Source organism: Cellvibrio sp. PSBB006, from assembly GCF_002162135.1.
GTDB lineage: Bacteria > Pseudomonadota > Gammaproteobacteria > Pseudomonadales > Cellvibrionaceae > Cellvibrio.
In genome coordinates, this window is sequence record NZ_CP021382.1 from 4,466,110 (window position 1) to 4,490,281 (window position 24,172).

The following is a 24,172-nucleotide window of genomic DNA, read 5'->3' on the forward strand; positions in this document are numbered from 1 at the left end:
AAGCACACCGACGATGCCATAGGCAGCATTGAAGGGTGGCGTGGTCAGGGAGTCATTATTGTTGTTAGCGGATCGTTGTGAAGAAACGGCCGACATTCTTGCACCTCGGCCCGGGTCGGTCAATTAATCATCAGGTATAAGCAGGCCTGCTGTAAGTCGGCAAGTTGTCAGTGGATGGGGATTGAAGCGGTTTTAACCTGAATTAAATTCCGGTTGGGCATGATTTTTTTGCGTGGAAGAGGTCTGTTTGAATGGTGTACAATCCGCGCCTATTTTTCATCCGCTTCCCTGTTCAGGACTTACTCCATGTTTGATAAAAGCCAGACTATCGCCTCCTTTGACCCTGAAATCTGGGCCTCCATTCAAAATGAAGGTCGTCGTCAGGAAGAACATATCGAGCTGATCGCTTCGGAAAACTACACCAGCCCTATGGTGATGGCCGCCCAAGGGACCAAGTTGACTAACAAATATGCGGAAGGCTATCCAGGCAAGCGCTACTACGGCGGTTGTGAGTATGTCGATCAAAGCGAAGCGCTGGCCATCGAGCGTGCCAAACAACTCTTCGGTGCTGATTACGCCAACGTCCAACCCCACTCGGGCTCCCAGGCTAATTCGGCGGTATACGCTGCACTTTGCGCACCCGGCGACACAGTGCTCGGCATGAGCCTGGCCCATGGCGGCCATTTGACTCATGGAGCCAAAGTGAGTTTCTCCGGCAAAATGTACAACGCCGTGCAATACGGTCTGAATCCGGAAACCGGCCTGGTTGATTACGATGAGGTTGAGCGTCTGGCCGTGGAGCACAAGCCAAAAATGATCGTGGCCGGCTTCTCAGCTTATTCGCAGGTTATGGATTGGCAACGCTTCCGCGATATCGCTGATAAAGTTGGCGCTTACTTGCTGGTTGATATGGCCCACGTTGCGGGTCTGGTGGCTGCCGGTGTTTACCCCAGCCCCGTACAGATCGCTGATGTAACCACCTCTACGACCCACAAAACCCTGCGCGGCCCTCGCGGCGGGATCATCCTGGCGAAAGCCAATGAAGAGATCGAGAAGAAACTCAACTCGGCGGTATTCCCCGGTGGTCAGGGTGGTCCGTTGATGCACGTGATTGCGGCCAAGGCCATCAGCTTCAAGGAAGCCATGAGCCCCGAATACAAAACCTATCAACAGCAAGTTGTGAAGAACGCCAAGGCCATGGCATCAACCTTCATTGAGCGCGGTATCAAGATCGTATCCGGCGGAACCGAGAACCACCTGATGCTGGTGGATCTGATTGGCAAGGAATACACCGGCAAAGACGCCGACGAAGCGTTGGGCAATGCCAACATCACTGTCAACAAAAACTCTGTACCTAACGATCCGCGTTCTCCCTTTGTAACGTCCGGCTTGCGTGTCGGTACGCCGGCAATTACTACGCGTGGCTTCAAAGAAGCCGAGTGCGTTCAACTGACTCACTGGATCTGCGATATCCTGGATGCACTCGAGGCAGGTAATGCCGCACCGGTGATTGAATCTGTTAAAGCAAAAGTGTTGGACGTGTGCAAGAAGTTTCCGGTGTACGCCGAGTAAAATCCTATTGGTGTTCATTTAATACCATTGCTAATAAGGGAGCTGAGTTCAGCTCCCTTTTTTATTGCGCGTTTTTTTGATCCCCCTTACTCATGACTGCACGAATCTGGTTAGCCGACTTCATTTTCCTTCCGGCTGTTGGCGGAATAATCTGCCTTAGCGCATTTTCCATACACATCAAAAAATAAATAAATGAATTTCTTAGCAAAAACTGGTTGCTGCAAAATTTATCTGCTAGCTTCATAGCTCAGCGCAATGCTGAGTAATCTTATCTTTTAAAAAGGAGCTTGTTCGTATGAAGTTAATCTTCTCATCTGTATGTACCTTCCTGTTGGTGTTGCTGGCTGCAAGTACCAACGCCAAAACACTCAAGTATGAATTGCAGGATATTTTTTCCCATAATGGGGAAATCAATTATCCTGGTCTGGATTTTCATGATGCACAATCTGCAACTCTCATGGTTGAAAAACTGGAGGGCAATCCGACTCCAGAGCTGGTTTCCCTTGATCTTACATTTCCTAACGCAGCAACGCTAAAAGTTCGTGGCTTTACCCGGCAGGGGCCTGACATTTATCGGGCGCTTGTCTCCGGCGCATGGATTTTCAGAGAGGTGTTAGTAGAATTGCAGATTCCGGAATTATCCGCGCATGCACCAGTTCATATTATGGTTAAAGTGGTAGAGGGAACTTCCTACCTTAATCCTGTTACAAACAGCTCAGGGCCGGACTTGTTGATTGCGCACGGCATGCTGAAGGACGTGACGCCCTTCAAAGTGGTAGACACTGGTTTTGCGATTGTTGATGGAAAACGCGTAAATCTTTCTCTGAGAGACCGCTTGGGCTTTAGTGAGACCACACCGCAGTTCGGTTTTGCTATTGATGCGCTATGGCAAGGTAAAGGTCAGAAAACATTGTATTTGGACGCTCCAGTTCCTGTTGAACAACATGACTTCGTAGAGCCAATCGCATTAATTATTGAGGCGGTCAGTGGTCCAAATGGCATAGAGAATATGGTCAGTGTGAAATATATCGTCGCGGGCGACGAACTCGTTAGCCCGCCATTTCCTTTGATTGAATTACTGAATCAGGCGTACGGTCAGTAATCTACCCATAAGAACAAAAGATCCCGGTGATCTTTTGTTCTTTTTATTTGTTTGTACGTGCCTGATACGCTCTAACTCCCTGCACCACAAAAACCAACACCACGCCGGCCATTCCCGACAGCACAATCGCTGCTAATAGAATTAACATCTTTCTGGGCTTTACCGGGTCCAGGGATGAAACTGCCGGGCTGGCCAGTTCAAATGCTTGTGTGTTTGTTTTCACTCCATGTAATTTATTCAGATCATTTTCCAGAATCGCGCGCCAGTACTCCATGTTGCGCAGCTCGGGAACGAAAGCGCTTAAAGGATTATCCTGGCGGGCTTGCAATGCGTTTATCTCTTCTGAAAGTACTCGCGTACCGAGTAAATACTGTCGATCATCAACAACTTTAAGTTCAACCCCGGCAAGTTGCGCGTAGGGCGTTTCAATAATTTTTAAGGATTGTGCAACGCGAAGTGCTTCTTGCAGTTGTATCAATTCATCACGCAATTTTTGTTGTTCGCGGTTTTGCCGTGCGTTGTAATCAAAATCCAGTTGTTGCAGGCTGGATGCATAACCTTTCTCCAGTTGAGTCACAAATTGTTCTACAACCCGCGCGTTGAGGAAATCTACATACGCACTCAGCAATTTTACGCCCTGAGCGGGTTCGGTTGTTTCCAGCGATAGTTGGCTCAGGGTGGATTCGGGTTTTTTGGGATTGGGCGGTGTCAGGGTTAATGCATTAAAAAAGTGGCGGAATTGCCGATCATTATCGCTTACGCCCGTGCGCGGATCGGTAGACAAAGGTTTCTGTGACCAGGACTCCCAGAACAGTCGTTGCGTATGCAAGGAGCCTGCCTGGGTTATGAATGCTGTGTAGAACGCATCCTGCTGCAAGGATGTTACTTGATAGCGTCTCCCTTCATCATCCAACGCGGTGGGTTGCAGCGCCTGAATATCATAGATGGATGTGTTGTCCAGTAACGCTTCAACCCGGTAAACAGGTGCTTGTAATTTCAACCAGACGGCAGCGGGAATCAGGCAAACCATCATGGTTGCCATAATCAACCATTTTCCTCGCCAAAGTGTGGCACAAAGTTCCAGTAAATCGATCTCATCATCGAGGTAGTCGGCGTGTCTGGCGGGAAGCGTATTTTGATGCATATTCATGAGCACTACTCATAATCCGGTAGCTGGCTTGCGGGTCATTGCAGAGATCGTCTGTGACGGCCACAATGGATCTGCTTTGAGATAAAGCGAAGGCAATATGGTGACTACATTGAGTGTTGCACTTTACCTGCGGATTATTGGTAAGGTTGTAATAAATTGTAGAAGGTAGTCAGCCAGGAATATCGTTGAATGAATTCCAGCTAGCCTGATTAAGTCGTGGAGGAACTGTCATGTTGGTTAAAGAACAGCTAGTGCTGATGTCTCGTTACAACACTTGGATGAACCATCGGCTTTATGAGACGGTCCAGGCGTTAACGCCTGCGGAGTTCACGCAAGATAGAAAAGCATTTTTTGGTTCAATATGCGGAACACTGAATCATCTTGTGGTGGCTGATACGATCTGGCTAAAACGCTTTGCCGTACATTCGGAAGCCTTCACCGCCCTTGATTCTGTTCGCCAATTAAACATGCCGTCCGCACTTGATGACATTTTATTTTCAGAGTTTGTTGCGCTGAGAAATTATCGACAGTATCTGGATGGTGTTATTGAACAGTGGGTGGATTCACTGACTGATGCAGATCTGGATTCCGTCTTGCATTACGCTAGTATGAAAGGCATTACCGCAAGAAAAATATTGGGCCAGGTATTGTTCCATTTTTTTAATCACCAGGCGCATCATCGGGGCCAGGTTACCAGCTTGTTGGCGCAGTGTGGTTTGGACATGGGGGCGACAGATTTGTTGTTACTGGTTCCCGATCAGGCGTTGATGGAATAATTTCTGAGCTATAGTGAACGGGACCTTGATGGAGGCAATTACACCTTATGGGAATCCATGTTCATCGTATGGCCTGGCGATACCTGCTGGTTGTCTGCTTACTGTCTGCGGAGGCGGGGGCCGACACGGTTACCTTTTTGATTGCGGCAGGTACTGTCGAGCCATATCAGGTAGTGAGCGACGATCCTGAGCGTACACCGCACTCGGGCATTCTTATAGATGTACTGCGGCAGGCATTGAGCAGTACGGATATTCAATTGACATTTGTGGAGCGTCCCTACAAACGCATTCGCATGGACATTCTCGCCAACCGCCATCAAAACTGGATCAGCTACGGTTCGCCGTCGTGGTTGGATGAACGGGTGAAGGCGTTGGGTGAATACACACAACAACCTATTCTGCAAACCCATTACGTCATGGCGACTATGAAGCAGGCGATACTGCCTTCGTTGGAAGATGTTCGCGGAAAGAAAGTCATCATCATCCTGGGTTACAACTATTTTTCCGGTTTCGAGGATTGGGTAGAGGACAATAATGTCACTCTGGTCAGTGCACCTTCACACCGTCATGCGCTTGCAATGCTGAGGCAGGGCCGGGGCGACTTCTATCTGGCGGAAGATGTGCGTGTGCGCTGGGAGGTAAAGCGGGCGAAGATAGCGCTAAGCGACTTCCATTTGATTGACTTTTCACGTGTTATTCCACCGTCATTACTCTATCTGCTCCTGGACAAGAAAATGCCTGCCAATACTCGCCAGCAAATTGACCAAGCGCTTTTGCGTCTTGAGCAGCGGGGCGAGATTGAAAAAATACTCAAAGGCTATCAATAGTATCGGGTGATGCCCAGTGCTTGTAAGGCATGTGAGGTGGGACTTATAAGAGTAAATTCACAGTACTAATTTATGATACTATGCGCGCAATTTTGCGGATGATGGGGTTACCTTTCATGCACTGTCCCTTTTGTAGCGCTGAGGATACCAAGGTCATTGACTCCCGCCTGGTGGCCGAGGGTGACCAGGTGCGCCGTCGCCGCGAGTGCCTGTCCTGCCACGAACGATTCACGACCTACGAAATTGCCGAACTGGTGATGCCGCGTATCATCAAGCAGGATGGTACCCGCCAGCCGTTTGACGAAGTTAAGCTGCGTGCCGGCTTATTGCGGGCGCTGGAAAAGCGGCCGGTAAGTATTGAGGCTATCGAATCCGCCATCAACAGCATCAAACACTTTCTACAGGCAACCGGTGAGCGCGAAGTAAAATCTTTGACCGTTGGCGAAAAAGTCATGGAGCAATTGCAGAAGCTCGACGAGGTCGCCTACGTCCGTTTCGCCTCGGTTTACCGTCGCTTCAAAGATCTGAACGAGTTCCGCCAGGAAATCGATCGCCTCGAACAACAGCCGGACAACAAGTAATCTGTTTTATGCCACTGACCCACACCGACCATCTGTATATGGCGCAGGCGTTGCGTCTCGCCGAGCGGGGGCTGTACACCACCATGCCCAATCCGCGCGTGGGTTGTGTACTGGTAAAAGGCGATCAGGTCATTGCCGAAGGCTGGCATTACCGTGCCGGTGAAGCCCACGCCGAGGTGCACGCTTTGCAACAGGCTGGCGAACAGGCGCGCGGCGCAACCGCGTATGTGACGCTGGAGCCCTGTAACCACAGCGGCAGAACCGGCCCCTGTTCGGAAGCGCTATTGGCAGCCGGCGTGGCGCGGGTTGTTTTCGCGATGGAAGATCCTAACCCGCAGGTAGCCGGCAGTGGTCTGGAGCGTTTGCGCGCGGCGGGCGTAGTGATTGATGGCCCCTTGCTGGAGGATGATGCGCGTGCGCTTAACCCCGGCTTCCTTAAACGAATGGAACGTAAACTGCCTTTCGTGCGCTGCAAACTGGCGATGAGCCTGGACGGTCGCACCGCCATGGCGAGCGGCCAGAGCAAATGGGTAACTGGCCGCAAGTCCCGCGAAGATGTGCAGCGGTTGCGCGCCCGTAGTTGTGCCATCGTCAGCGGTATCGATACGGTGATCAGCGATAATGCTGCTTTGATCGTGCGAGTTGATGAATTGCAGTTAAGCAATGCGGACGATGCGGCCGCCAGGCAGCCGCTGCGGGTGATCCTGGATTCGCGCCTGCGTCTCGGTCGGGATGCAGAACTCCTACGTCACCCGTCCCCTATCTTATTGATTCATAATGGTGCGCAAGACAATGCCGCCCGCTTAAACGACTGGCCGGCTCATGTGGAGCTGTTGGCTATGCCGGATTCCCATGGACGCATTGATTTACTTGCAATCTTGCGCGAACTGGCTCAGCGCCAGTGCAATGAAGTCCTCGTTGAAGCGGGTGCGACCTTGGCGGGCAGTTTCCTGCGGCGCGGCCTGTTGGATGAGTTGATTATTTATATGGCGCCCAAACTCTTGGGCAGCAGCGCTCGTCCGCTGTTTGATCTACCTTTAAATACCATGTCTGCTGCCTTGCCTGTAAAAGTGCGTGATATGCGCGCCGTCGGCGATGATTGGCGGATCACTGCCGTACCGGACATGGAGCATTAAGATGTGTCAGCAGTCGTTGGTTAATACGCGAGGTGGTTATGTTCACTGGCATCATTGAAGCGGTCGGACAAGTTGTGGCTGTGCAGCCCAAAAACGGCGATGTGCGCCTGCGTATCAAGACCGGAGGGCTGGATCTGGCCGATGTTCATCTGGGTGATTCTATTGCCACCAATGGCGTGTGCCTGACAGTGGTGGAATTGCCCGGTGATGGCTATTGGGCCGACGTCTCTCGCGAAACTCTGGATAACACCACTATTCCCCAATGGCGCGTTGGGCAAAACGTCAACTTGGAGAAAGCTCTTACCCCGCAAACCCGCTTGGGCGGTCATATCGTCAGCGGCCATGTAGATGGCGTGGGTGAGGTGGTTAGCCGCCATCCGGATGCGCGCTCCGAACGTTTTCGATTGCGTGCACCTAAAGCCCTGGCCAAGTATATTGCCCATAAAGGCTCGATTACGGTGGATGGCACCAGCCTGACTGTCAACGCGGTAGATGGCGCCGAATTTGAATTGAATATTGTGCCGCACACGCTGGCTCATACCATCATGGGTGAATACCAGCCCGGCTCATTGATCAATCTTGAGGTGGATGTGCTAGCGCGTTACCTGGAGCGTCTGATGCTCGGTGACAAAGCGGCCGAGTCCGGCGACTCTGGCATTACCATGGAATTTCTTGCTCAACATGGCTTTATGTAAAGCTGTTAACTCATTAGCGATTAACACTCGCCGTTAGAGACTGTGCTATGCAACTGAATACCATTGATGAACTGATTGACGATCTGCGTCAGGGCAAGATGATTGTGCTCATGGACGACGAGGATCGTGAGAATGAAGGCGACCTGATCATGGCTGCCGAACAGGTGCGCCCGGAAGACATCAATTTTATGGCCACCCACGCGCGCGGGCTGATCTGCCTGACGCTGACGCCGGAACGTTGTAAGCAGCTCGATCTCCCGTTGATGGTGTTGGACAACAAGTCCCGTCACACCACCAACTTCACTGTTTCTATTGAAGCAGCAGAAGGGGTAACTACCGGTATCTCCGCCGCTGATCGGGCCCGCACCATTCGTGCCGCAGTACACCCTGAAGCCAAGCCCCAGGATCTGGTACAGCCCGGTCACATCTTTCCGCTGATGGCACAACCCGGTGGCGTGATGAGCCGCGCCGGTCACACCGAAGCGGGTTGCGACCTGGCTCGTCTGGCCGGTTTTTCAGCCGCATCGGTGCTGGTGGAAATCATGAACGCCGATGGCACCATGGCGCGCCGTCCCGATCTGGAAGCTTTTGCCAAACAACACGACCTGAAGATCGGTACCATCGCCGACCTGATTCATTACCGCGCCATGAAAGAGCGTACCGTGGAATGCATCAACACTCGCCATGTGGAAACCCTGTACGGTGAATTCCAGTTGCATACCTACCGCGACCTGGCGCGCGGCGATTTGCATTTCGCTATGGTGAAAGGTGAAATCAGTGCAGCCGAGCCGACGCTGGTACGCGTGCATGTGATGGACATTGCGCGCGATGTGTTATCGATGAAGCGTTTCAGTCCGGAAGGTTGCAAACTCTGGACCTATCACGAAGCCCTGCAGCGCGTAAATAAAGAAGGCAAGGGCATCGTATTGTTGATTTGCCACGACGAGAGCACCGAAGAAGTGGAAGAAAGCATCGACTGGATGCTCTCGGGCCGCCAGCAGCGTCGTGCCAGTGAAATCTTGTATAAACAGGTTGGCACCGGCTCGCAAATCCTGCGCGATCTGGGCGTGGGCAAGATGCGCGTCATGTCATTACCCATGCGCTTCTCCGCACTGTCCGGTTTTGATCTCGAAGTCGTGGAATACGTCAGCCCGGAAGGCTGCGAATAACCTCAACCGCAAACCGTAGGTCGGATTAGCCGCAGGCGTAATCCGACAAAAAAGATCAACAATTACCAACGGCCAGTATGCAATGCTGGCAATGTAAAAGAGGCAAGTATGAGCATAAAAGTTATCGAAGGTGATTTCGCGGCGAGCAAAGGCAAGTATGCGCTGATCGTCAGTCGCTGGAACAGTTTTGTGGTGGAAAGTTTGAAAGAAGGCGCGCTGGACACCTTACGTCGTCACGGCATTAAAGATGAGAACGTTACGATTTATTACGCGCCCGGTGCGTTTGAATTTCCGGTGGTTGCACAAAAAATTGCTGCTAAAAAAGAATTCGATGCGATCATCGCCCTCGGTGCTGTGATTCGCGGTGGTACGCCGCATTTTGATTATGTTGCCGGCGAATGCACCAAAGGTCTTGCGCAGGTTTCGCTGAATGCCGGTGTCCCCATCACCTTCGGTGTATTGACCGTGGACTCCATTGAGCAGGCCATTGAGCGCTCCGGTACCAAGGCGGGCAACAAAGGTGTAGAAGCTGCCGCGACCGCGCTGGAGATGGTGTCACTCTTGGGCAGAATTTAATTGACTGTCTCGAAATAAATTTTTGCTGTTTTGTTTTTCAGGTAAGTATTGATGAGTAATTCTTCCGGCGCTTCTGCCCACAAAGGTTCTACCGCTGCTACCCGCCGCATGGCGCGTCACTACGCTATGCAGGGGCTTTATCAATGGCAAATGGCCGGCGCCAGCATTAATGTCATCGAAGCGGAGTTCCGCACCGACAATGACATGAAAAATGTGGACGTAGAATATTTCCACGAAATCCTTCATGGCGTGCCACAACATTTAAGCGATGTTGAAGCGCTGTTTGCGCCGCACCTGGTAGATCGCGCCCTGAATGAACTCGATCCGGTGACCCAGGCGCTGTTGCGCATGGCCACCTATGAATTCAAGTTCCGCATTGATGTTCCCTATAAAGTTGTCATCAACGAAGCGGTTTCCCTGGCAAAAAAATTCGGTGCGGAAGACAGCCATAAATTTATCAATGGTGTACTGGATAAAACCGCTGCAGTAGTCCGAGCCATTGAAGTGAAGGCCGACCGGGGCGCGGGGCGCTAGCGGCGAGGTATGAACGAGTTTGAACTGATCCGCCAGTTTTTTCAGCGTGAGCAAGCGGAAAATCCGCACGCTGGGGTTGTGCTGGGGATCGGTGATGACTGTGCGCTCTTGCAACCGCTGCCAGACAAGCATCTGGCGGTATCGGTGGATACGCTGGTTGCCGATGTGCATTTCCCGGCAAACGCAGACCCTGAGCAGATTGCCGAGCGAGCCTTGCGGGTTAATCTCAGCGACCTTGCTGCCATGGGCGCCGACCCACTCTGGTTTACGCTGGCGCTGACGCTGCCGGATACCGACGAACACTGGCTGCGCCACTTCAGCCGTGGATTGTTTCGGGTTGCGCGGGAATTTAATTGCGCACTGGTGGGTGGCGATACCACCGCTGGTCCGCTGAGCATCACGCTGCAAGTGATGGGCACGGTAACGCCGCATCTTGCATTGCGTCGCGATGGCGCCAGCCCTGGCGATTATGTGTTGGTCACGCATTGCCTCGGCGATGGCGCCGCTGCACTTGCCGTTATTCAGGAGCGTTTGCAACTTGGCGCCGAGCATGAAGCCTACTTACATGACCGGTTCTATCGTCCGCAACCGCGCTTACAGGAAGCTGCGCTCTTGCGCGGTCTGGCCAGTGCCGCGCTGGATATCTCCGATGGCTTGGTGTCCGACCTGGGTCATATCTGTGCCGCCAGTGATCTGGCTGCCATCATTGATGTGGAAAGCCTGCCGCTGTCGCTGGCTATGCAGGCGATGGGCGACATCAATCAGGCGCGCCATTGGGCGCTAACCGGTGGCGATGACTATGAGTTGTGTTTTACGGTTGCGCCCGAAAAAATGCCCGATGTGGCCATGTTAATTGCTGAAGGCAAGCTCAACGCGAGCGTGGTAGGAGAACTCGTTCCTGGTCGCGGTGTAACCTGTGAGTTGCAGGGCGAAATCTTTGAATTGACCCGACAAGGCTACCAGCACTTTTCCCATGAATAATCCGACCCTGAAAGCATTGCTGACCAATCCCAATCATTTTTTTGCTTTTGGTTTTGGTAGCGGCCTGGCGCCCAAGGCTCCTGGCACGGCTGGCACGTTGGTGGCGATTCCCATCTTTTGGGTGATCCAGGATTTGTCCTGGCCTTTGTATGTCAGTTGGTTGCTCGTAACCTTCTTGCTGGGGGTGGTCTGGTGTGGTCGCAGTTCCCGCGCGCTCGGCGTTCACGATCACGGGGGTATCGTTTGGGATGAGATGGTGGGTTATTGGCTGACCATGTTTTTTGCACCGGCCGGTTGGCAGTGGATGCTGCTCGGATTTATCCTGTTTCGTTTCTTCGACATACTCAAACCCTGGCCAATTGGCGCCGTGGATCGGCGTGTGCACGGCGGATTCGGCATCATGATTGATGATGTGCTTGCCGGGGTGTATGCCTGGATTAGCTTACAGGCGTTGGCCTGGTTTCTATAACTGAGGAAAGGATGTTTTCAGATGACACGATGCTTTCAATTACGTCGATGCCTGATGGTTTTATTGTTGTTTTTTACCCAGGCGGTATCGGCGATGGATATTCAGGTGCGCATGCTGGCACGCGGCAGTGCGCTCTTGGAGATCGACGGAAAACAGCGCATGCTGCGCGACGGTAACACCAGCCCGGAGGGCGTCCTGTTGGTTTCCAGTGATGGCAAAAAAGCCGTGATTGAGGTGGATGGCAAGCGTCAGGCGTTAACCCTCACCAAACGTATTGCTACCAACTTCACGACGGCAGAAAAAACCGTGGTGCGCATTGCCAGTACCCACGGCGGCCACTATGTAACACCGGGCCGGATCAACGGCATGCCGGTCGAATTCATGATTGATACGGGTGCCACCATGATCGCCATGAATTATGTGGTGGCAGAGAGCTTGGGTATTGATTATCGCGCCGGTCGCCCCATCATGGTGAACACGGCTAACGGTGTTGCTCAGGCATTCGAGGTCATTCTCAACTCGGTAGCCATCGGTGACCTTGAGCAGCGACAAATCAGGGCCGCCGTCAGCAGCACGGAATTCCCACAGGTTATTCTTCTGGGTAACAGCTATCTCGGTAAGGTTGATATGCAAGTCGATAACGGGATTTTGTTGTTACAGTCCCGCCATTGAGTTATTCCCGCTGCAATCTACGCAGTGTTTACTTGAGGTTCATGCGTGACCATTCGTTTTATTGAATCCTCCAAGCTCCCCACGCCCTGGGGCATGTTTGTGATGCACGGCTTTGCCGACGACTCGACAGATAAAGAGCATCTGGTGTTAACCATGGGTGATATTCGCGGGGATGAACCTGTGCTGGCCCGGGTACACTCCGAATGCCTGACCGGTGATGCATTATTCAGCCTGCGTTGCGACTGTGGTCCGCAATTGCAGTCGGCATTGCACAAGATCGCCATTGCCGGGCGCGGTGCGGTGTTCTATCTGCGTCAGGAAGGACGCGGTATCGGTTTGCTCAACAAGATCAAAGCCTACAAGTTGCAGGATTGCGGTGCGGATACCGTAGAGGCTAACGAGCGTTTGGGCTTTGGTGCCGACATGCGGGATTACAGCATCCTCAAACCCATGATCGATCACCTGCAAATTAATGCTTTGCGGTTGCTGACCAACAACCCGCGCAAGGTAAAAGCGCTGCAAGATATGGGCATCAATGTGGTCGAACGCCTGCCGCATCAAACCGGTCGCAATCCGCATAATGCCAAATACCTGGAGACCAAACAGGGCAAGCTCGGGCATTTATTCGACGTCGATATGGACGATGCTCCCGACGAAAACCCCCATCAAAATTAGAAACACTGGATTCTGTTTATGACTATTCGCATTGCAATTGCCGGTGCATCCGGCCGCATGGGTAAAGCCCTGATCGAAGCAGTTTGTGCCAGCAACGCCCAATTGGCCGCCGCCATTGTTCGTCCGGAAAGCTCCTTGCTCGGTGCTGATGCCGGAGAGCTGGCCGGTGTTGGAAAAAAAGGCGTTTCCTTGGTAGGTGGCCTAAACCAGGTGATTGACCAGTTCGATGTATTGATCGACTTCAGCACCCCCGCCGCAACCCTGGCCAATGCCAAACTATGCGCAGCCAAAGGCAAAGGCATGGTGATCGGCACCACCGGCTTTAGCGCCGACGAAAAAGCCGAGCTGTTGGCTTATCAAAACAACATCGGTTTGTGTTTGGCCGCCAACTTCAGCACCGGCGTAAATCTGTGCTTCAAATTATTGGATATCGCTGCACGTGTGTTGGGTAACGAGGTGGATGTGGAAGTTTACGAAGCCCACCATCGCCACAAGGTCGACTCTCCCTCAGGCACCGCACTGCGCATGGGCGAAGTGCTGGCCGATGCCCTGGGCCGCGATCTGGACAAGGTTGCCGTCTATGGCCGCGAAGGCCAGATCGGCCCGCGCGAACGCGACACCATCGGCTTCGCCACCGTGCGCGGCGGCGACGTAGTGGGCGACCACACTGTCATGTTTATGGCCGACGGTGAACGCGTCGAGATCACCCACAAAGCCTCCAGCCGTCTGTCCTTCGCCCGCGGTGCCGTACGCGCTGCCCAATGGCTCGTGCAACAAAAGCCCGGCCTTTACGACATGCAGGACGTCCTCAACCTCCGCTAAACGGTTTATTCACAAGCCAAATACCCAAATTGGGGCAATATCTATTGGACACATCCAACTCGCTCCCGTAGAATTCGCGGTCAGATTGTATTTGGCCCTAGCCGCGCCCATGGTCGCACGGAAATAAGTAATAAAAGCGAGATGAAGCCGCGCGTTTCATCTCGCTTTTTTACAACCACGATCGGGCTTTTCACTCACTCTTGCCCTGTTTATACACGCTGATTTCGCACCTTTTGCCGTGCGATTGCTTCTCTCGGCCTGTAAAAAGCCGGTGTGTGAAAAGTGTGCGCTGCCAACCATACCTGAGGAGGTTGACTTGATTACCGGGGAATCCCACTTGGCTTCAAAAAAGCCCGCGCTACTGGTTCTTGAAGACGGCAGCGTTTTTCGTGGCACTGCAATTGGTGCTGAAGGTCTGTCGGTCGGCGAGGTGGTATTTAATACCTCCATCACCGGATACCAGGAGATCCTGACCGATCCATCTTACGCGCAGCAAATTGTCACCCTGACATACCCCCATATCGGCAACACCGGTACCAATACCGAAGATGCCGAGTGCGACACCATCTGGGCCACTGGCCTGGTGATTCGCGACCTGCCGCTGCTGGCGAGCAATTTCCGCAACGAACAAAGCCTCTCCGAGCACCTGATTGCCAAAAATGTGATCGGTATTGCCGACATCGATACTCGCCGCCTGACGCGCATCCTGCGTGACAAAGGCGCGCAAAACGGTTGCATTATGGCCGGTGACGATGTGGATGAAGCCAAAGCCTTGGCCGCCGCCAAAGGTTTCCCCGGCCTGAAAGGCATGGACCTCGCCAAAGTGGTGAGCGTGAAGGAAAGTTACCGCTGGGAGGAGGGTACCTGGGCGTTGGGCCAAGGCCATGCCAAACCAACAGCGGCCAAAAGATTCAACGTGGTGGCTTATGACTACGGCGTGAAGCGCAACATCCTGCGGATGCTGGTGGATCGCGGTTGTGACCTGACCATTGTTCCCGCCCAGACGTCAGCGAAAGATGTGCTGGCCATGAATCCGGACGGTGTGTTTCTCGCTAATGGCCCCGGTGATCCGGAGCCCTGCACTTACGCTATTGAAGCGATCAAAACCATTGTCGACACCAACATTCCGGTATTCGGCATTTGCCTGGGCCACCAATTGTTGGCACTGGCCTCGGGTGCGAAGACCATCAAGATGAAGTTCGGCCACCACGGCGGCAACCATCCAGTGCAGGATCTGGATAGCGGTCGCGTGATGATCACCGCCCAGAACCACGGTTTTGCGGTGGAGGAAGGCAGCCTGCCTGCAAATCTCCGGGCGACACACAAGTCGTTGTTTGATGGTTCCTTGCAAGGCATTCATCGCACCGACAAGCCGGCATTCAGCTTCCAGGGCCACCCTGAAGCCAGCCCCGGGCCCCATGATGCCGATGCTCTGTTCGATCACTTCATCGAATTGATGCAAGCGGCCAAGCGCTGAATGTAGGTCGGATTAGCCGAAGGCGTAATCCGACACCACACCTGAATTTGTTATTGCAGTGTCGGATTACGCCTTCGGCTAATCCGACCTACGGTCCCCCGGACCGACATTAAACTGGAGCAGACATGCCAAAACGTACAGACATCAACAGTGTGCTGATTCTGGGTGCCGGCCCGATTGTGATCGGCCAGGCCTGCGAGTTTGACTACTCGGGCGCCCAAGCCTGTAAAGCCTTACGCGAAGAGGGTTACCGCGTCATCCTGGTAAATTCAAACCCGGCGACGATCATGACCGACCCGGCTATGGCCGATGCGACCTACATTGAACCCATCGAATGGCAAACCGTTGCCAAGATCATCGAAAAAGAGCGCCCCGATGTCATCCTGCCCACCATGGGCGGACAAACCGCGCTGAACTGTGCGCTGGCTTTGGCCAAACACGGTGTGCTGGAAAAGTACAACGTTGAACTGATCGGCGCGAAAGAAGAAGCCATCAACATGGCGGAAGACCGCCATTTGTTCGACCAGGCGATGAAGCGTATTGGTCTGGAATGTGCCCGCGCCAGGATCGTGCATACCATGGAAGAGGCCAAGGAAGTCCCCAAAGAATTTGGTTTCCCCTGTATCATTCGCCCCTCCTTCACCATGGGCGGTTCCGGTGGCGGTATCGCCTACAACTGGGAAGAATTTGAAGAGATCTGTACGCGCGGCCTTGACCTGTCGCCCACCAACGAATTGTTGATCGACGAATCCCTGCTCGGCTGGAAAGAGTACGAGATGGAAGTGGTACGGGACAAAAACGACAACTGCATCATCGTCTGTTCCATCGAAAACTTTGACCCCATGGGCGTGCATACCGGCGACTCTATCACCGTCGCACCGGCCCAGACCCTGACCGACAAGGAATACCAGATCATGCGTAACGCATCGATCGCGGTGTTGCGTGAGATCGGTGTAGAGACGGGCGGTTCCAACGTGCAGTTTGCGGTTAACCCGGTGGATGGCCGCATGGTGGTGATCGAGATGAACCCCCGTGTATCCCGTTCATCAGCCCTGGCTTCCAAGGCCACGGGCTTCCCCATCGCCAAGGTTGCGGCCAAATTGGCGGTCGGTTACACCCTGGATGAGTTGCAAAACGAAATTACTGGCGGCGCCACACCAGCATCGTTCGAGCCTTCCATTGATTACGTGGTTACCAAAGTGCCGCGTTTCACCTTCGAAAAATTCGGCGATGCGGACGCGCGCCTGACGACCCAGATGAAATCCGTGGGCGAAGTCATGGCCATCGGTCGCACATTCCAGGAGTCGTTGCAAAAAGCCTTGCGCGGTTTGGAAGTCGGTTCCGCCGGTTTTGAATCCAAGGTGGATTTTGCCAGCGAAGAAGGTGCCGCGCGCGTACGTCGCGAATTGGCGACTCCGGGTGCCGAGCGTATCTGGTACGTGGGCGATGCTTTCCGTATGGGCATGTCCGTTGATGAGGTATTTAAAACCTCCGCTATTGATCCCTGGTTCCTGGTACAAATCAAAGAGCTGATGGATATCGAGCAATCCCTGCGCGGCAAGTCGCTCAAGGATCTGGATGCCGATAGCCTGTTCCGCCTGAAGCGCAAAGGCTTCTCGGACAAGCGCCTCGCCCTGCTGCTCGGCAGCAACGAAAAGGCAGTGCGTCACTATCGCCAGCAACTCGATATTCGCCCGGTTTACAAACGCGTGGACACCTGCGCGGCTGAGTTTGCGACCTCTACGGCGTATATGTATTCCACTTATGAAGAAGAGTGCGAAGCCAACCCCAGCGACAAGAAAAAAATCCTGGTGATTGGCGGCGGGCCCAACCGTATTGGCCAGGGTATCGAGTTTGACTACTGTTGCGTGCATGCGGCCCTGGCGATGCGCGAAGACGGCTACGAGACCATTATGGTCAACTGTAACCCGGAAACTGTATCAACGGATTACGACACGTCTGATCGTCTGTTCTTTGAGCCGGTGACATTGGAAGACGTGCTTGAAATTGTCCACAAAGAAAAACCGGTGGGTGTGATTGTGCAATTCGGTGGCCAAACGCCGCTGAAACTGGCTCGCGCGTTGGAAGCGGAAGGGGTGCCCATCATTGGCACCAGCCCGGATGCCATCGACAAGGCCGAAGACCGCGAGCGCTTCCAGCAGATGATCGAAAAGCTTGGTCTGCGTCAGCCGCCTAATGCCATTGTGCGGTCATTGGAAGAAGCGTTGCTCGCGGCCGATAAAGTTGGTTACCCGCTGGTGGTTCGCCCCTCCTATGTTCTGGGTGGCCGCGCGATGGAGATTGTCTACAAAGAAGACGAATTGCGCACCTACATGCGTACCGCCGTGCAGGTATCTGAAGACGCGCCGGTCTTGCTCGACCACTTCCTCAATGCGGCGATTGAAGTGGATATCGATTCCGTGTCCGACAGCAAGCAAGTGGTTATCGGCGGCATCATGCAGCACATCGAACAATGTGGCGTCCACTCAGGCGACTCTGCCTGTTCTCTGCCGCCCTATTCACTGCCTGCCGATGTACAGGACGAGATGCGCGAAACAGTTAAAAAGATGGCCATTGAGTTGGGCGTTATCGGCCTCATGAATACTCAACTGGCGTATCAGGACGGCAAGATCTACGTGATCGAGGTGAATCCGCGCGCTTCCCGTACCGTGCCGTTTGTGTCCAAATGTATCGGCGTATCGCTGGCCAAGGTCGCGGCGCGTTGCCAGGCGGGTACGTCGCTGGCGGAGCAGGGTTTTACCAAAGAAATTATTCCGGATTATTTCAGCGTAAAAGAAGCGGTATTCCCCTTCAATAAATTCCCGGCGGTTGACCCTATCCTCGGCCCGGAGATGAAATCCACTGGCGAGGTGATGGGTGTCGGTGATACCTTCGGCGAAGCCTACGGCAAATCGCAATTGGGAGCGAACAACCGCATCGCTGCCGGTGGAACCGTGTTTGTCAGCGTGCGCGATATGGACAAGACCGGCATCGTGCAGGTTGGTAAGGATCTGTCGCAGCTCGGCTTCAAGATTGTGGCAACGCGCGGTACCGCAGCCGTCTTGCAGCAGGCGGGGCTGGAGGTGCAGATTGTTAACAAGGTTCAGGAAGGGCGTCCGCATATTGTGGATATGATCAAGAACGACGAGATCGATATGATCATCAACACCGTAGAAGGGCGTCAGGCTACGCGGGATTCTTCATCAATTCGCCGCAATGCCGAAAATCATCGCGTGTATTACACCACCACCCTCGCCGCCGGTGAGGCGGTGTGTATGGCGCTGAAGGGCGATTCGCAGATTCAAGTCCGTCGTTTACAGGATTTGCACAAGAGGATAGGTGCATGAGTACAAAATTTCCGATGACTAATCAGGGCGCTGAAAAGCTGCGTCTTGAATTGGAAGACCTTAAAAAAGTCCAGCGTCCGCGTATTGTGCAGGCGATTGCCGAAGCGCGTGAACATGGCGACCTGAAAGAAAATGCAGAGTATTCAGCGGCGCGCGAGCAGCAAAGTTTTTGCGAGGGTCGTATTCAGGAAATCGAGGCCAAGCTGAGTAACGCGCAGATTATCGACGTGACGGCAATTCCCCATACCGGGAAAGTGATCTTCGGCACCACGGTAACCATCACCAATCTGGAGAATGACCAGTCGATGACTTACCAGATCGTCGGTGACGATGAGGCGGATGTAAAAGCCAACAAAATCTCGGTAAATTCACCGATTGCCCGTGCACTCGTCGGCAAAGAGGAAGGTGATGTGGTGGTGGTTCGCGCACCAGGTGGCGATGCTGAATATGAGATTGAAACGGTTGAACACATCTGATTGATAATAAAATCTGTCTGCGACAAAAGGCCGATTGGAAACCCAATCGGCCTTTTCATTTTTGCGCTGCCGCACACGTCTGTTACGCATACACAGTACATCTGTTGCCGATGAAGCTGCTAATATGGATGACATTCCGCTGACAAGTAATTGTTTTGCTTGAAAACCTTGAGGGGCTTCCGCAAACGTGAACTGTCGGATCGATGTGCTGCTAAAAATAGATAGATTTCTATCGGAATTGGACGAGGTGTTATGTCGTTAAAGCTATTGTTAACCGATGCCAGTAACGCAATCGGCAGTGCCATTGAGCATGAGCTGGAACGCGAGGCATTTAATCTGTTTGTGCCCAAACCCGGTGAGGTGGATTGGCACAAGCCTGCGTCGGTAACACAATATGTTCGCCTGCTTCGTCCCGATGTCGTCATCAATTGTGCCGGTTGGGAAGATATTCCCAGCGCTATCCAGCAAGCTCAATTGACCCTGGTTGCCCAACAGATTGCGGCGGCCTGTGCGCCAAATAATATTCCGTTGATTCACCTCTCCAGTTACAAAGTCTTTGGCGGTGATAACAAAAGTATCCACAGTGAAAAAGATGTGCCGGAGCCCAACAGTGACGCCGGACTGGCGTTTCTAACTGCGGAGCAGGCGATCGAACAGCAGTTGACCAAGTGGATCGCCCTGCGCTTGAGCTGGGTGGTGGGCAGTTATGGGGAAAATCACCTGAGCCGCCTGTTGCGCGAGTTGGTTGAGAAGCAACACATGACTGTCAGCAGTCGTTTGCGCGGTGCACCGACGGCACTGTCCGATGCTGGGCGAGTTGCCGTGGCCATGGCCAAGCAGATCACCTGCGGCGCTGAAAACTGGGGCGTGATGCATTACTGCACCAGCGATGCCTGTAGCGAAGCAGAATTTGCGGAACAGGTATTACAGGTGCTGAAGCAGCAACAGGTGTTGCCGGAGAGTGCAGAGCTGAACGTTGTGGATCAGTTACCGGAGAATGAGCCGGTCAGTGCGGTTTTGAGTGCGCGACGGGTGCGGGATTACTTTGGTATCCAGGCGCGTACCTGGCGGCCGAGTTTGATACCCATGATCAAGCAATGGCTGCACTCCCACGTTGATGCATAACGCACATAAAAAAGCCCGGCGAGCCGGGCTTTTTTATTGATTGTTACGTTTATTACGCGAGGTTTATTCGCAACGCTGGAAAACCAGACAGGCGTTGGTACCACCGAAACCGAAGCTGTTGGACATCACACGCTCAAGGCGCACATTGTCCTGGCGTTGCAACACAATCGGCATACCTTCAGCTTCCGCGTCCAACTGCTCAATATTGGCCGAGGCGCAGATGAAGTTATGCTGCATCATCAGCAGTGCATAAATCGCTTCCTGCACGCCGGTAGCACCTAGAGAGTGGCCGGTCAGGGATTTGGTTGAGCTAATTGGCGGGATGGCATCGCCGAAGGTGGCTTTGATGGCCTTCAATTCCGCCAGGTCGCCAACAGGCGTGCTGGTGCCGTGGGAGTTGATGTAATCAATCTTCCCTTCCGTTGTGGCCAGCGCCTGATTCATGCAGCGGATGGCGCCTTCGCCGGATGGTGCGACCATGTCGTAACCGTCAGAGTTTGCGCCGTAACCTACCAACTCCGCATAAATCTTCGCACCGCGGGCCTTGGCGTGTTCCAGTTCTTCCAGCACTAGGCAGCCGCCACCGCCGGCAATCACAAAGCCATCGCGTTCCGCATCATAGGCGCGCGATGCTTTTTCAGGGGTTTCGTTGTACTTGGTGGAAAGCGCACCCATGGCATCGAACAGGCAGGTCAATGTCCAGTGTTCTTCTTCGCCGCCACCGGCAAATACGATGTCCTGTTTGCCTAACTGAATTTGCTCCATCGCGTTACCGATACAGTGGGCGCTGGTGGCACAAGCAGAGGAAATCGAATAGTTCACGCCTTTGATCTTGAAAGGTGTAGCGAGGCAAGCGGAGGTGGTGCTGCCCATGGTCTGGGTGACACGGTAAGGGCCGACGCGCTTGAGGCCTTTTTCACGCAGGATGTCAGCGGCTTCAACCAGGTTCATGGAGGAGGCGCCGCCAGAGCCCATGATGATCCCGGTGCGTTCGTTGGATACCAGGTCGTCACTCAGCCCAGCGTCAGCAATGGCTTGTTGCATGGAAATATAAGCGAATGCGGCTGCATCGCCCATAAAGCGCAATATCTTGCGGTCAATCAGTTCAGCAAGATTGATATCGACAGAACCAGCCACATGGCTGCGAAACCCCATTTCCTTATAGGTCTCCTGAAATTTGATGCCGGAGCGGCCAGCGCGCAGGGCGTCCAACACGGCAGTTTGGTCATTACCCAGACAGGACACAATGCCCATACCGGTAACTACAACGCGTCTCATAGGCTACCTCTTATGTATTTACAGAGCCTTCTCTTTTTGTACAAGACTAACGCTTGTCTCTCGGTCAACCCGGTTGAGTGGGCGCAATTATGACATACAACTATCATCTGAATGCATCCCGGGTCACTTATGCAAAGTGGGCACTTTGACCGTCATTTGGCGGAAAGTGCCCATGCGAGTTGCGCTAATTAGAAGTTGTCGGTGTTCTGGAACAAGCCGACGCGTAGATCGTAAGCGAAGTAAATGTCTTTTCCATCTACGGATACGCGACCATCGGCAATGCCCATGATCAGCTTGCGTTCGATAACACGCTTGAGATTGATGTGATAGCTGAGTTTTTTAGCGGTAGGCAGGATCTGACCGGTGAACTTCACCTCACCACAACCCAGTGCGCGACCGCGGCCGGGGTTGCCGCGCCAGGCGAGGAAGAAACCGACTAGCTGCCACATGGCGTCAAGGCCGAGGCAGCCGGGCATGACAGGATCACCGGGGAAATGGCAATCGAAGAACCATAAGTCAGGGGATATATCCAGTTCGGCAACAATCTCGCCCTTGCCGTATTCACCACCGGTTTGGCTGATGTGCACGATACGGTCCAGCATCAACATATTTGGAATAGGCAATTGCGCGTTGCCCGGACCAAACAGGCGACCGTTGCCGCACTCGATCAGGTCTTCACGACTGTATGAGCTTTTAGGTTCAAAAGGGATCATGTAATGGACTCGGTTGTGTTATTCAGTGGCGCCCAGACGAGAGGTATAGCCGCCGCGAAGGGCGCATTCTACCCTGTGTGCGGCACTTGTCCAGTTGAACGGGGCGGGCTGGTGGGCCGGATTTTAATAGTTGCGTCCCAGTGCAAACTGCGCAACCTGCGCCATCGCTTGGGTGTAGCGGTTATCCGGCAGCAGGCGAAGCTGTGTCAGCGCTTCATTTACCTGTTGTTTGGCGCACTCAAGGGTGTAGGTCATGGCACCGGTTTGCTGGACGATAGCGAGGATATCGGGCAGCTTGGTTGCGTCACCTTGACGAATGGCCTCCGCAATCACCGCTGACTGAGTGGCGGAGCCGGCGCGCATGGCATGGATCAAGGGCAGGGTGGGCTTGCCTTCGGCCAGATCATCACCCACGTTTTTGCCCAGGGTAGCGGCATCGCCGGTGTAATCCAGTGCATCATCCACCAGTTGGAAGGCCATACCCACATGATGGCCATAAGCCTTGAGGGCAGCGCGCACTTCGGCGGAAGCGCCGCCCAATACAGCGGCAACTTCACAGGCAGCAGCAAAAAGCACGGCCGTTTTCTTGTCGATAACGGTTAAATAATCCGCTTCGCTGACATCGGGTTTTTTAGCATTGACCAGCTGCTGGACTTCACCCTCGGAGATCACGTTGGTTGCATCGGACAGAATGGCCATTACGTCCATGCTGCCGATGGCTACCATCATTTGAAAGGCGCGGGAGTAGAGGAAGTCGCCGACCAGGACGCTGGGTGCATTACCCCAATTGGCGTTGGCGGTAGGGCGGCCGCGTCGCAACTGCGACATGTCCACGACATCGTCGTGTAATAAAGTTGCGGTATGGATAAATTCGATGATGGCTGCCAGATCAAGATGTTGCTTGCCGTCGTAATTCAAGGCTCTGGCCGTTAATAGCACCATTAAAGGACGCAAGCGCTTGCCACCGGCTTCCACCAGGTAATGACCGATATTTTCTACCAGGTCGACATCGGAATGGAGTCGGTCGATGATCAGTTGATTGACCGCTGCAAAATCCTCTTTGACAGCATCATGAAATGGCAACATAGGCTGGTCTTCTTATACGAATGGAAAGGCGGGCTTCCCCGCTAACGCCGAGCATCCTAGGCAGGGGGTGCGGGCCTGTCAAGCAAGTTGCCCTTCGGTTACCGGCTCATTCAACAAGTTAATCAAGGTGTCAATCGGCGCTTCATTGTGTTGATCTGTAGCCAATGGCCAGCTTTGATAAAACTGTAGTTGTGGTGGCGTGCGCGATGTCGCTGAATGAGCAGCGAGCGATAAGCTGTATTCGTCGCCCAATTGGTAGTTGAAAAAATGCCACTCGCTGGGTTCCACCGCCAGTTCGGGGGCAAATTGTGCGTTGACACGGCCGTGCTCCAGATGAAATGCCGCCTTATCCAAACCGGTTGAGATGCCGGTACCACGCGCTTTTAAATACGCTTCTTTCAAGGTCCACAAGCGAAAGAAATGCACATGCTGTTGCGCTTCCGGCAGGGCATTCAGCGCATCGACTTCGCTCCCATGAAAATAATGTTCGGCAATCCCCAGCCAATCCCGTTTGCGCGATAACTGTTCGATATCAATACCAATCAAATTGTCCCGCGTTACAGCTAATACCGCCCGATCGCCCGCGTGGCTCAGGTTGAAGGAGAGGGGGCTGTTGATGAGGTAAGGCTTGCCATTTTGCTGCTGGGCGAAACGCCAGTCTTGCGGGGCCACGTCGGCATAGCGGGAGAGGCAGGTGCGAACCATAGCCCGGGTTGCCAGGTAATGGTGTTGCAACTTGGGAAATGCAAAGCGCTGCAGACGAGCGGCTTCTTCCTCGCTCAAGAGCGGATGGTAGTTTTCCAGCAGGGAGGGTTGGGCGCTAATACGGGCAAGATCCAGAATCCAGATATGAGCTGTTTGTGAATCGATGGTGAGCATGGATATAAGTCCTGGGCGTTTCGGTGCAATCCGTCCGTTGGGGTGGTGAATTCT

Annotated in this window: 24 protein-coding genes; 19 read left to right on the forward strand and 5 right to left on the reverse strand. The window is 53.5% G+C overall.

The features are described from left to right. The first annotated feature begins 306 nt into the window (after positions 1 to 306). On the forward strand, positions 307 to 1,572 hold the full coding sequence (glyA, locus tag CBR65_RS18610; RefSeq protein WP_087468240.1) for a serine hydroxymethyltransferase: 1,266 nt from the start codon (positions 307 to 309) through the stop codon (positions 1,570 to 1,572). A gap of 295 nt (positions 1,573 to 1,867) precedes the next feature. After that, positions 1,868 to 2,674, forward strand: coding sequence for a hypothetical protein (locus CBR65_RS18620; protein ID WP_087468242.1), 807 nt, complete (start codon positions 1,868 to 1,870; stop codon positions 2,672 to 2,674). Positions 2,675 to 2,717: 43 nt separating this feature from the next. On the opposite strand, the gene CBR65_RS18625 is transcribed toward CBR65_RS18620, so the two are convergent. Then, a complete protein-coding gene (locus CBR65_RS18625; RefSeq protein ID WP_087468243.1) occupies positions 2,718 to 3,824 on the reverse strand; it encodes a Wzz/FepE/Etk N-terminal domain-containing protein in 1,107 nt (368 codons plus the stop codon). Positions 3,825 to 4,054: 230 nt separating this feature from the next. On the opposite strand from CBR65_RS18625, the gene CBR65_RS18630 reads away from it, so the two are divergent. From CBR65_RS18630 to CBR65_RS18710, 17 genes are all read left to right on the forward strand, one after another. Next, on the forward strand, positions 4,055 to 4,600 hold the full coding sequence (locus CBR65_RS18630) for a DinB family protein (protein ID WP_087468244.1): 546 nt from the start codon (positions 4,055 to 4,057) through the stop codon (positions 4,598 to 4,600). 47 nt (positions 4,601 to 4,647) lie between these two features. Beyond that, the gene (locus CBR65_RS18635) at positions 4,648 to 5,427 is read left to right on the forward strand and encodes an ABC transporter substrate-binding protein (protein WP_087468245.1); all 780 of its coding nucleotides are present in this window, start codon (positions 4,648 to 4,650) and stop codon (positions 5,425 to 5,427) included. Between the two features lie 116 nt (positions 5,428 to 5,543). After that, positions 5,544 to 6,008 (forward strand): transcriptional regulator NrdR, encoded by a 465-nt coding sequence (nrdR, locus tag CBR65_RS18640; protein ID WP_087468246.1) that lies wholly within the window; start codon positions 5,544 to 5,546, stop codon positions 6,006 to 6,008. Positions 6,009 to 6,016: 8 nt separating this feature from the next. After that, a complete protein-coding gene (gene ribD / locus CBR65_RS18645; protein WP_198300806.1) occupies positions 6,017 to 7,144 on the forward strand; it encodes a bifunctional diaminohydroxyphosphoribosylaminopyrimidine deaminase/5-amino-6-(5-phosphoribosylamino)uracil reductase RibD in 1,128 nt (375 codons plus the stop codon). A gap of 38 nt (positions 7,145 to 7,182) precedes the next feature. Further along, positions 7,183 to 7,839: a riboflavin synthase gene (locus CBR65_RS18650; protein WP_087468247.1), complete on the forward strand. Its 657-nt coding sequence runs from the start codon at positions 7,183 to 7,185 to the stop codon at positions 7,837 to 7,839. 47 nt (positions 7,840 to 7,886) lie between these two features. After that, on the forward strand, positions 7,887 to 9,008 hold the full coding sequence (ribBA, locus tag CBR65_RS18655; protein WP_087468248.1) for a bifunctional 3,4-dihydroxy-2-butanone-4-phosphate synthase/GTP cyclohydrolase II: 1,122 nt from the start codon (positions 7,887 to 7,889) through the stop codon (positions 9,006 to 9,008). 108 nt (positions 9,009 to 9,116) lie between these two features. Then, positions 9,117 to 9,584, forward strand: coding sequence for a 6,7-dimethyl-8-ribityllumazine synthase (gene ribE / locus CBR65_RS18660; RefSeq protein ID WP_087468249.1), 468 nt, complete (start codon positions 9,117 to 9,119; stop codon positions 9,582 to 9,584). A gap of 51 nt (positions 9,585 to 9,635) precedes the next feature. After that, the gene (gene nusB / locus CBR65_RS18665; RefSeq protein ID WP_087468250.1) at positions 9,636 to 10,118 is read left to right on the forward strand and encodes a transcription antitermination factor NusB; all 483 of its coding nucleotides are present in this window, start codon (positions 9,636 to 9,638) and stop codon (positions 10,116 to 10,118) included. Positions 10,119 to 10,127: 9 nt separating this feature from the next. Further along, positions 10,128 to 11,099: a thiamine-phosphate kinase gene (gene thiL, locus CBR65_RS18670; protein WP_087468251.1), complete on the forward strand. Its 972-nt coding sequence runs from the start codon at positions 10,128 to 10,130 to the stop codon at positions 11,097 to 11,099. Then, a complete protein-coding gene (locus CBR65_RS18675) occupies positions 11,092 to 11,568 on the forward strand; it encodes a phosphatidylglycerophosphatase A (RefSeq protein ID WP_087468252.1) in 477 nt (158 codons plus the stop codon). Before thiL ends, CBR65_RS18675 begins: the two co-directional genes overlap by 8 nt. A gap of 21 nt (positions 11,569 to 11,589) precedes the next feature. Then, entirely contained in the window at positions 11,590 to 12,240 is a 651-nt protein-coding gene (locus CBR65_RS18680; RefSeq protein WP_232461252.1) for a TIGR02281 family clan AA aspartic protease, read from the forward strand. 45 nt (positions 12,241 to 12,285) lie between these two features. Beyond that, positions 12,286 to 12,915 carry a GTP cyclohydrolase II gene (gene ribA / locus CBR65_RS18685; protein ID WP_087468253.1) on the forward strand — a complete coding sequence of 210 codons (630 nt, stop codon included), beginning with the start codon at positions 12,286 to 12,288 and terminating at the stop codon, positions 12,913 to 12,915. 18 nt (positions 12,916 to 12,933) lie between these two features. Continuing rightward, positions 12,934 to 13,737, forward strand: a complete 804-nt coding sequence (gene dapB / locus CBR65_RS18690) for a 4-hydroxy-tetrahydrodipicolinate reductase (RefSeq protein WP_087468254.1) — start codon at positions 12,934 to 12,936, stop codon at positions 13,735 to 13,737. A gap of 337 nt (positions 13,738 to 14,074) precedes the next feature. Further along, positions 14,075 to 15,214: a glutamine-hydrolyzing carbamoyl-phosphate synthase small subunit gene (gene carA, locus CBR65_RS18695; RefSeq protein WP_087469168.1), complete on the forward strand. Its 1,140-nt coding sequence runs from the start codon at positions 14,075 to 14,077 to the stop codon at positions 15,212 to 15,214. 125 nt (positions 15,215 to 15,339) lie between these two features. Continuing rightward, entirely contained in the window at positions 15,340 to 18,561 is a 3,222-nt protein-coding gene (carB, locus tag CBR65_RS18700; RefSeq protein ID WP_087468255.1) for a carbamoyl-phosphate synthase large subunit, read from the forward strand. Next, entirely contained in the window at positions 18,558 to 19,037 is a 480-nt protein-coding gene (gene greA, locus CBR65_RS18705) for a transcription elongation factor GreA (protein ID WP_087468256.1), read from the forward strand. The genes carB and greA overlap by 4 nt, the downstream gene beginning before the upstream one ends. Positions 19,038 to 19,289: 252 nt before the next feature. Then, positions 19,290 to 20,162 (forward strand): sugar nucleotide-binding protein, encoded by an 873-nt coding sequence (locus CBR65_RS18710; RefSeq protein ID WP_087468257.1) that lies wholly within the window; start codon positions 19,290 to 19,292, stop codon positions 20,160 to 20,162. Between the two features lie 63 nt (positions 20,163 to 20,225). Here CBR65_RS18710 and fabB read toward each other — a convergent pair whose 3' ends face one another. The 4 genes from fabB to CBR65_RS18730 all read right to left on the reverse strand — a co-directional run bounded on the left by fabB (position 20,226) and on the right by CBR65_RS18730 (position 24,118). Beyond that, positions 20,226 to 21,440, reverse strand: coding sequence for a beta-ketoacyl-ACP synthase I (gene fabB, locus CBR65_RS18715; protein ID WP_087468258.1), 1,215 nt, complete (start codon positions 21,438 to 21,440; stop codon positions 20,226 to 20,228). Positions 21,441 to 21,628: 188 nt separating this feature from the next. Continuing rightward, the gene (gene fabA / locus CBR65_RS18720) at positions 21,629 to 22,153 is read right to left on the reverse strand and encodes a 3-hydroxyacyl-[acyl-carrier-protein] dehydratase FabA (RefSeq protein ID WP_087468259.1); all 525 of its coding nucleotides are present in this window, start codon (positions 22,151 to 22,153) and stop codon (positions 21,629 to 21,631) included. 123 nt (positions 22,154 to 22,276) lie between these two features. Beyond that, positions 22,277 to 23,239, reverse strand: coding sequence for a polyprenyl synthetase family protein (locus CBR65_RS18725; protein WP_087468260.1), 963 nt, complete (start codon positions 23,237 to 23,239; stop codon positions 22,277 to 22,279). A gap of 78 nt (positions 23,240 to 23,317) precedes the next feature. After that, the gene (locus tag CBR65_RS18730) at positions 23,318 to 24,118 is read right to left on the reverse strand and encodes a 4'-phosphopantetheinyl transferase superfamily protein (RefSeq protein ID WP_157672151.1); all 801 of its coding nucleotides are present in this window, start codon (positions 24,116 to 24,118) and stop codon (positions 23,318 to 23,320) included. Between the last annotated feature and the right edge of the window lie 54 nt (positions 24,119 to 24,172).

Coding starts and splice junctions, on each gene's coding strand:
- CBR65_RS18730 (WP_157672151.1), bottom strand. CDS start 24,118: ATGCTCACCATCGATTCACAAACAGCTCATATCTGGATTCTGGATCTT.
- ribD (WP_198300806.1), top strand. CDS start 6,017: ATGCCACTGACCCACACCGACCATCTGTATATGGCGCAGGCGTTGCGT.
- glyA (WP_087468240.1), top strand. CDS start 307: ATGTTTGATAAAAGCCAGACTATCGCCTCCTTTGACCCTGAAATCTGG.
- ribE (WP_087468249.1), top strand. CDS start 9,117: ATGAGCATAAAAGTTATCGAAGGTGATTTCGCGGCGAGCAAAGGCAAG.
- nrdR (WP_087468246.1), top strand. CDS start 5,544: ATGCACTGTCCCTTTTGTAGCGCTGAGGATACCAAGGTCATTGACTCC.
- CBR65_RS18710 (WP_087468257.1), top strand. CDS start 19,290: ATGTCGTTAAAGCTATTGTTAACCGATGCCAGTAACGCAATCGGCAGT.
- fabA (WP_087468259.1), bottom strand. CDS start 22,153: ATGATCCCTTTTGAACCTAAAAGCTCATACAGTCGTGAAGACCTGATC.
- carB (WP_087468255.1), top strand. CDS start 15,340: ATGCCAAAACGTACAGACATCAACAGTGTGCTGATTCTGGGTGCCGGC.
- ribBA (WP_087468248.1), top strand. CDS start 7,887: ATGCAACTGAATACCATTGATGAACTGATTGACGATCTGCGTCAGGGC.
- CBR65_RS18625 (WP_087468243.1), bottom strand. CDS start 3,824: ATGAATATGCATCAAAATACGCTTCCCGCCAGACACGCCGACTACCTC.
- CBR65_RS18620 (WP_087468242.1), top strand. CDS start 1,868: ATGAAGTTAATCTTCTCATCTGTATGTACCTTCCTGTTGGTGTTGCTG.
- CBR65_RS18675 (WP_087468252.1), top strand. CDS start 11,092: ATGAATAATCCGACCCTGAAAGCATTGCTGACCAATCCCAATCATTTT.
- nusB (WP_087468250.1), top strand. CDS start 9,636: ATGAGTAATTCTTCCGGCGCTTCTGCCCACAAAGGTTCTACCGCTGCT.
- fabB (WP_087468258.1), bottom strand. CDS start 21,440: ATGAGACGCGTTGTAGTTACCGGTATGGGCATTGTGTCCTGTCTGGGT.
- CBR65_RS18630 (WP_087468244.1), top strand. CDS start 4,055: ATGTTGGTTAAAGAACAGCTAGTGCTGATGTCTCGTTACAACACTTGG.
- dapB (WP_087468254.1), top strand. CDS start 12,934: ATGACTATTCGCATTGCAATTGCCGGTGCATCCGGCCGCATGGGTAAA.
- CBR65_RS18725 (WP_087468260.1), bottom strand. CDS start 23,239: ATGTTGCCATTTCATGATGCTGTCAAAGAGGATTTTGCAGCGGTCAAT.
- CBR65_RS18680 (WP_232461252.1), top strand. CDS start 11,590: ATGACACGATGCTTTCAATTACGTCGATGCCTGATGGTTTTATTGTTG.
- CBR65_RS18635 (WP_087468245.1), top strand. CDS start 4,648: ATGGGAATCCATGTTCATCGTATGGCCTGGCGATACCTGCTGGTTGTC.
- greA (WP_087468256.1), top strand. CDS start 18,558: ATGAGTACAAAATTTCCGATGACTAATCAGGGCGCTGAAAAGCTGCGT.
- thiL (WP_087468251.1), top strand. CDS start 10,128: ATGAACGAGTTTGAACTGATCCGCCAGTTTTTTCAGCGTGAGCAAGCG.
- CBR65_RS18650 (WP_087468247.1), top strand. CDS start 7,183: ATGTTCACTGGCATCATTGAAGCGGTCGGACAAGTTGTGGCTGTGCAG.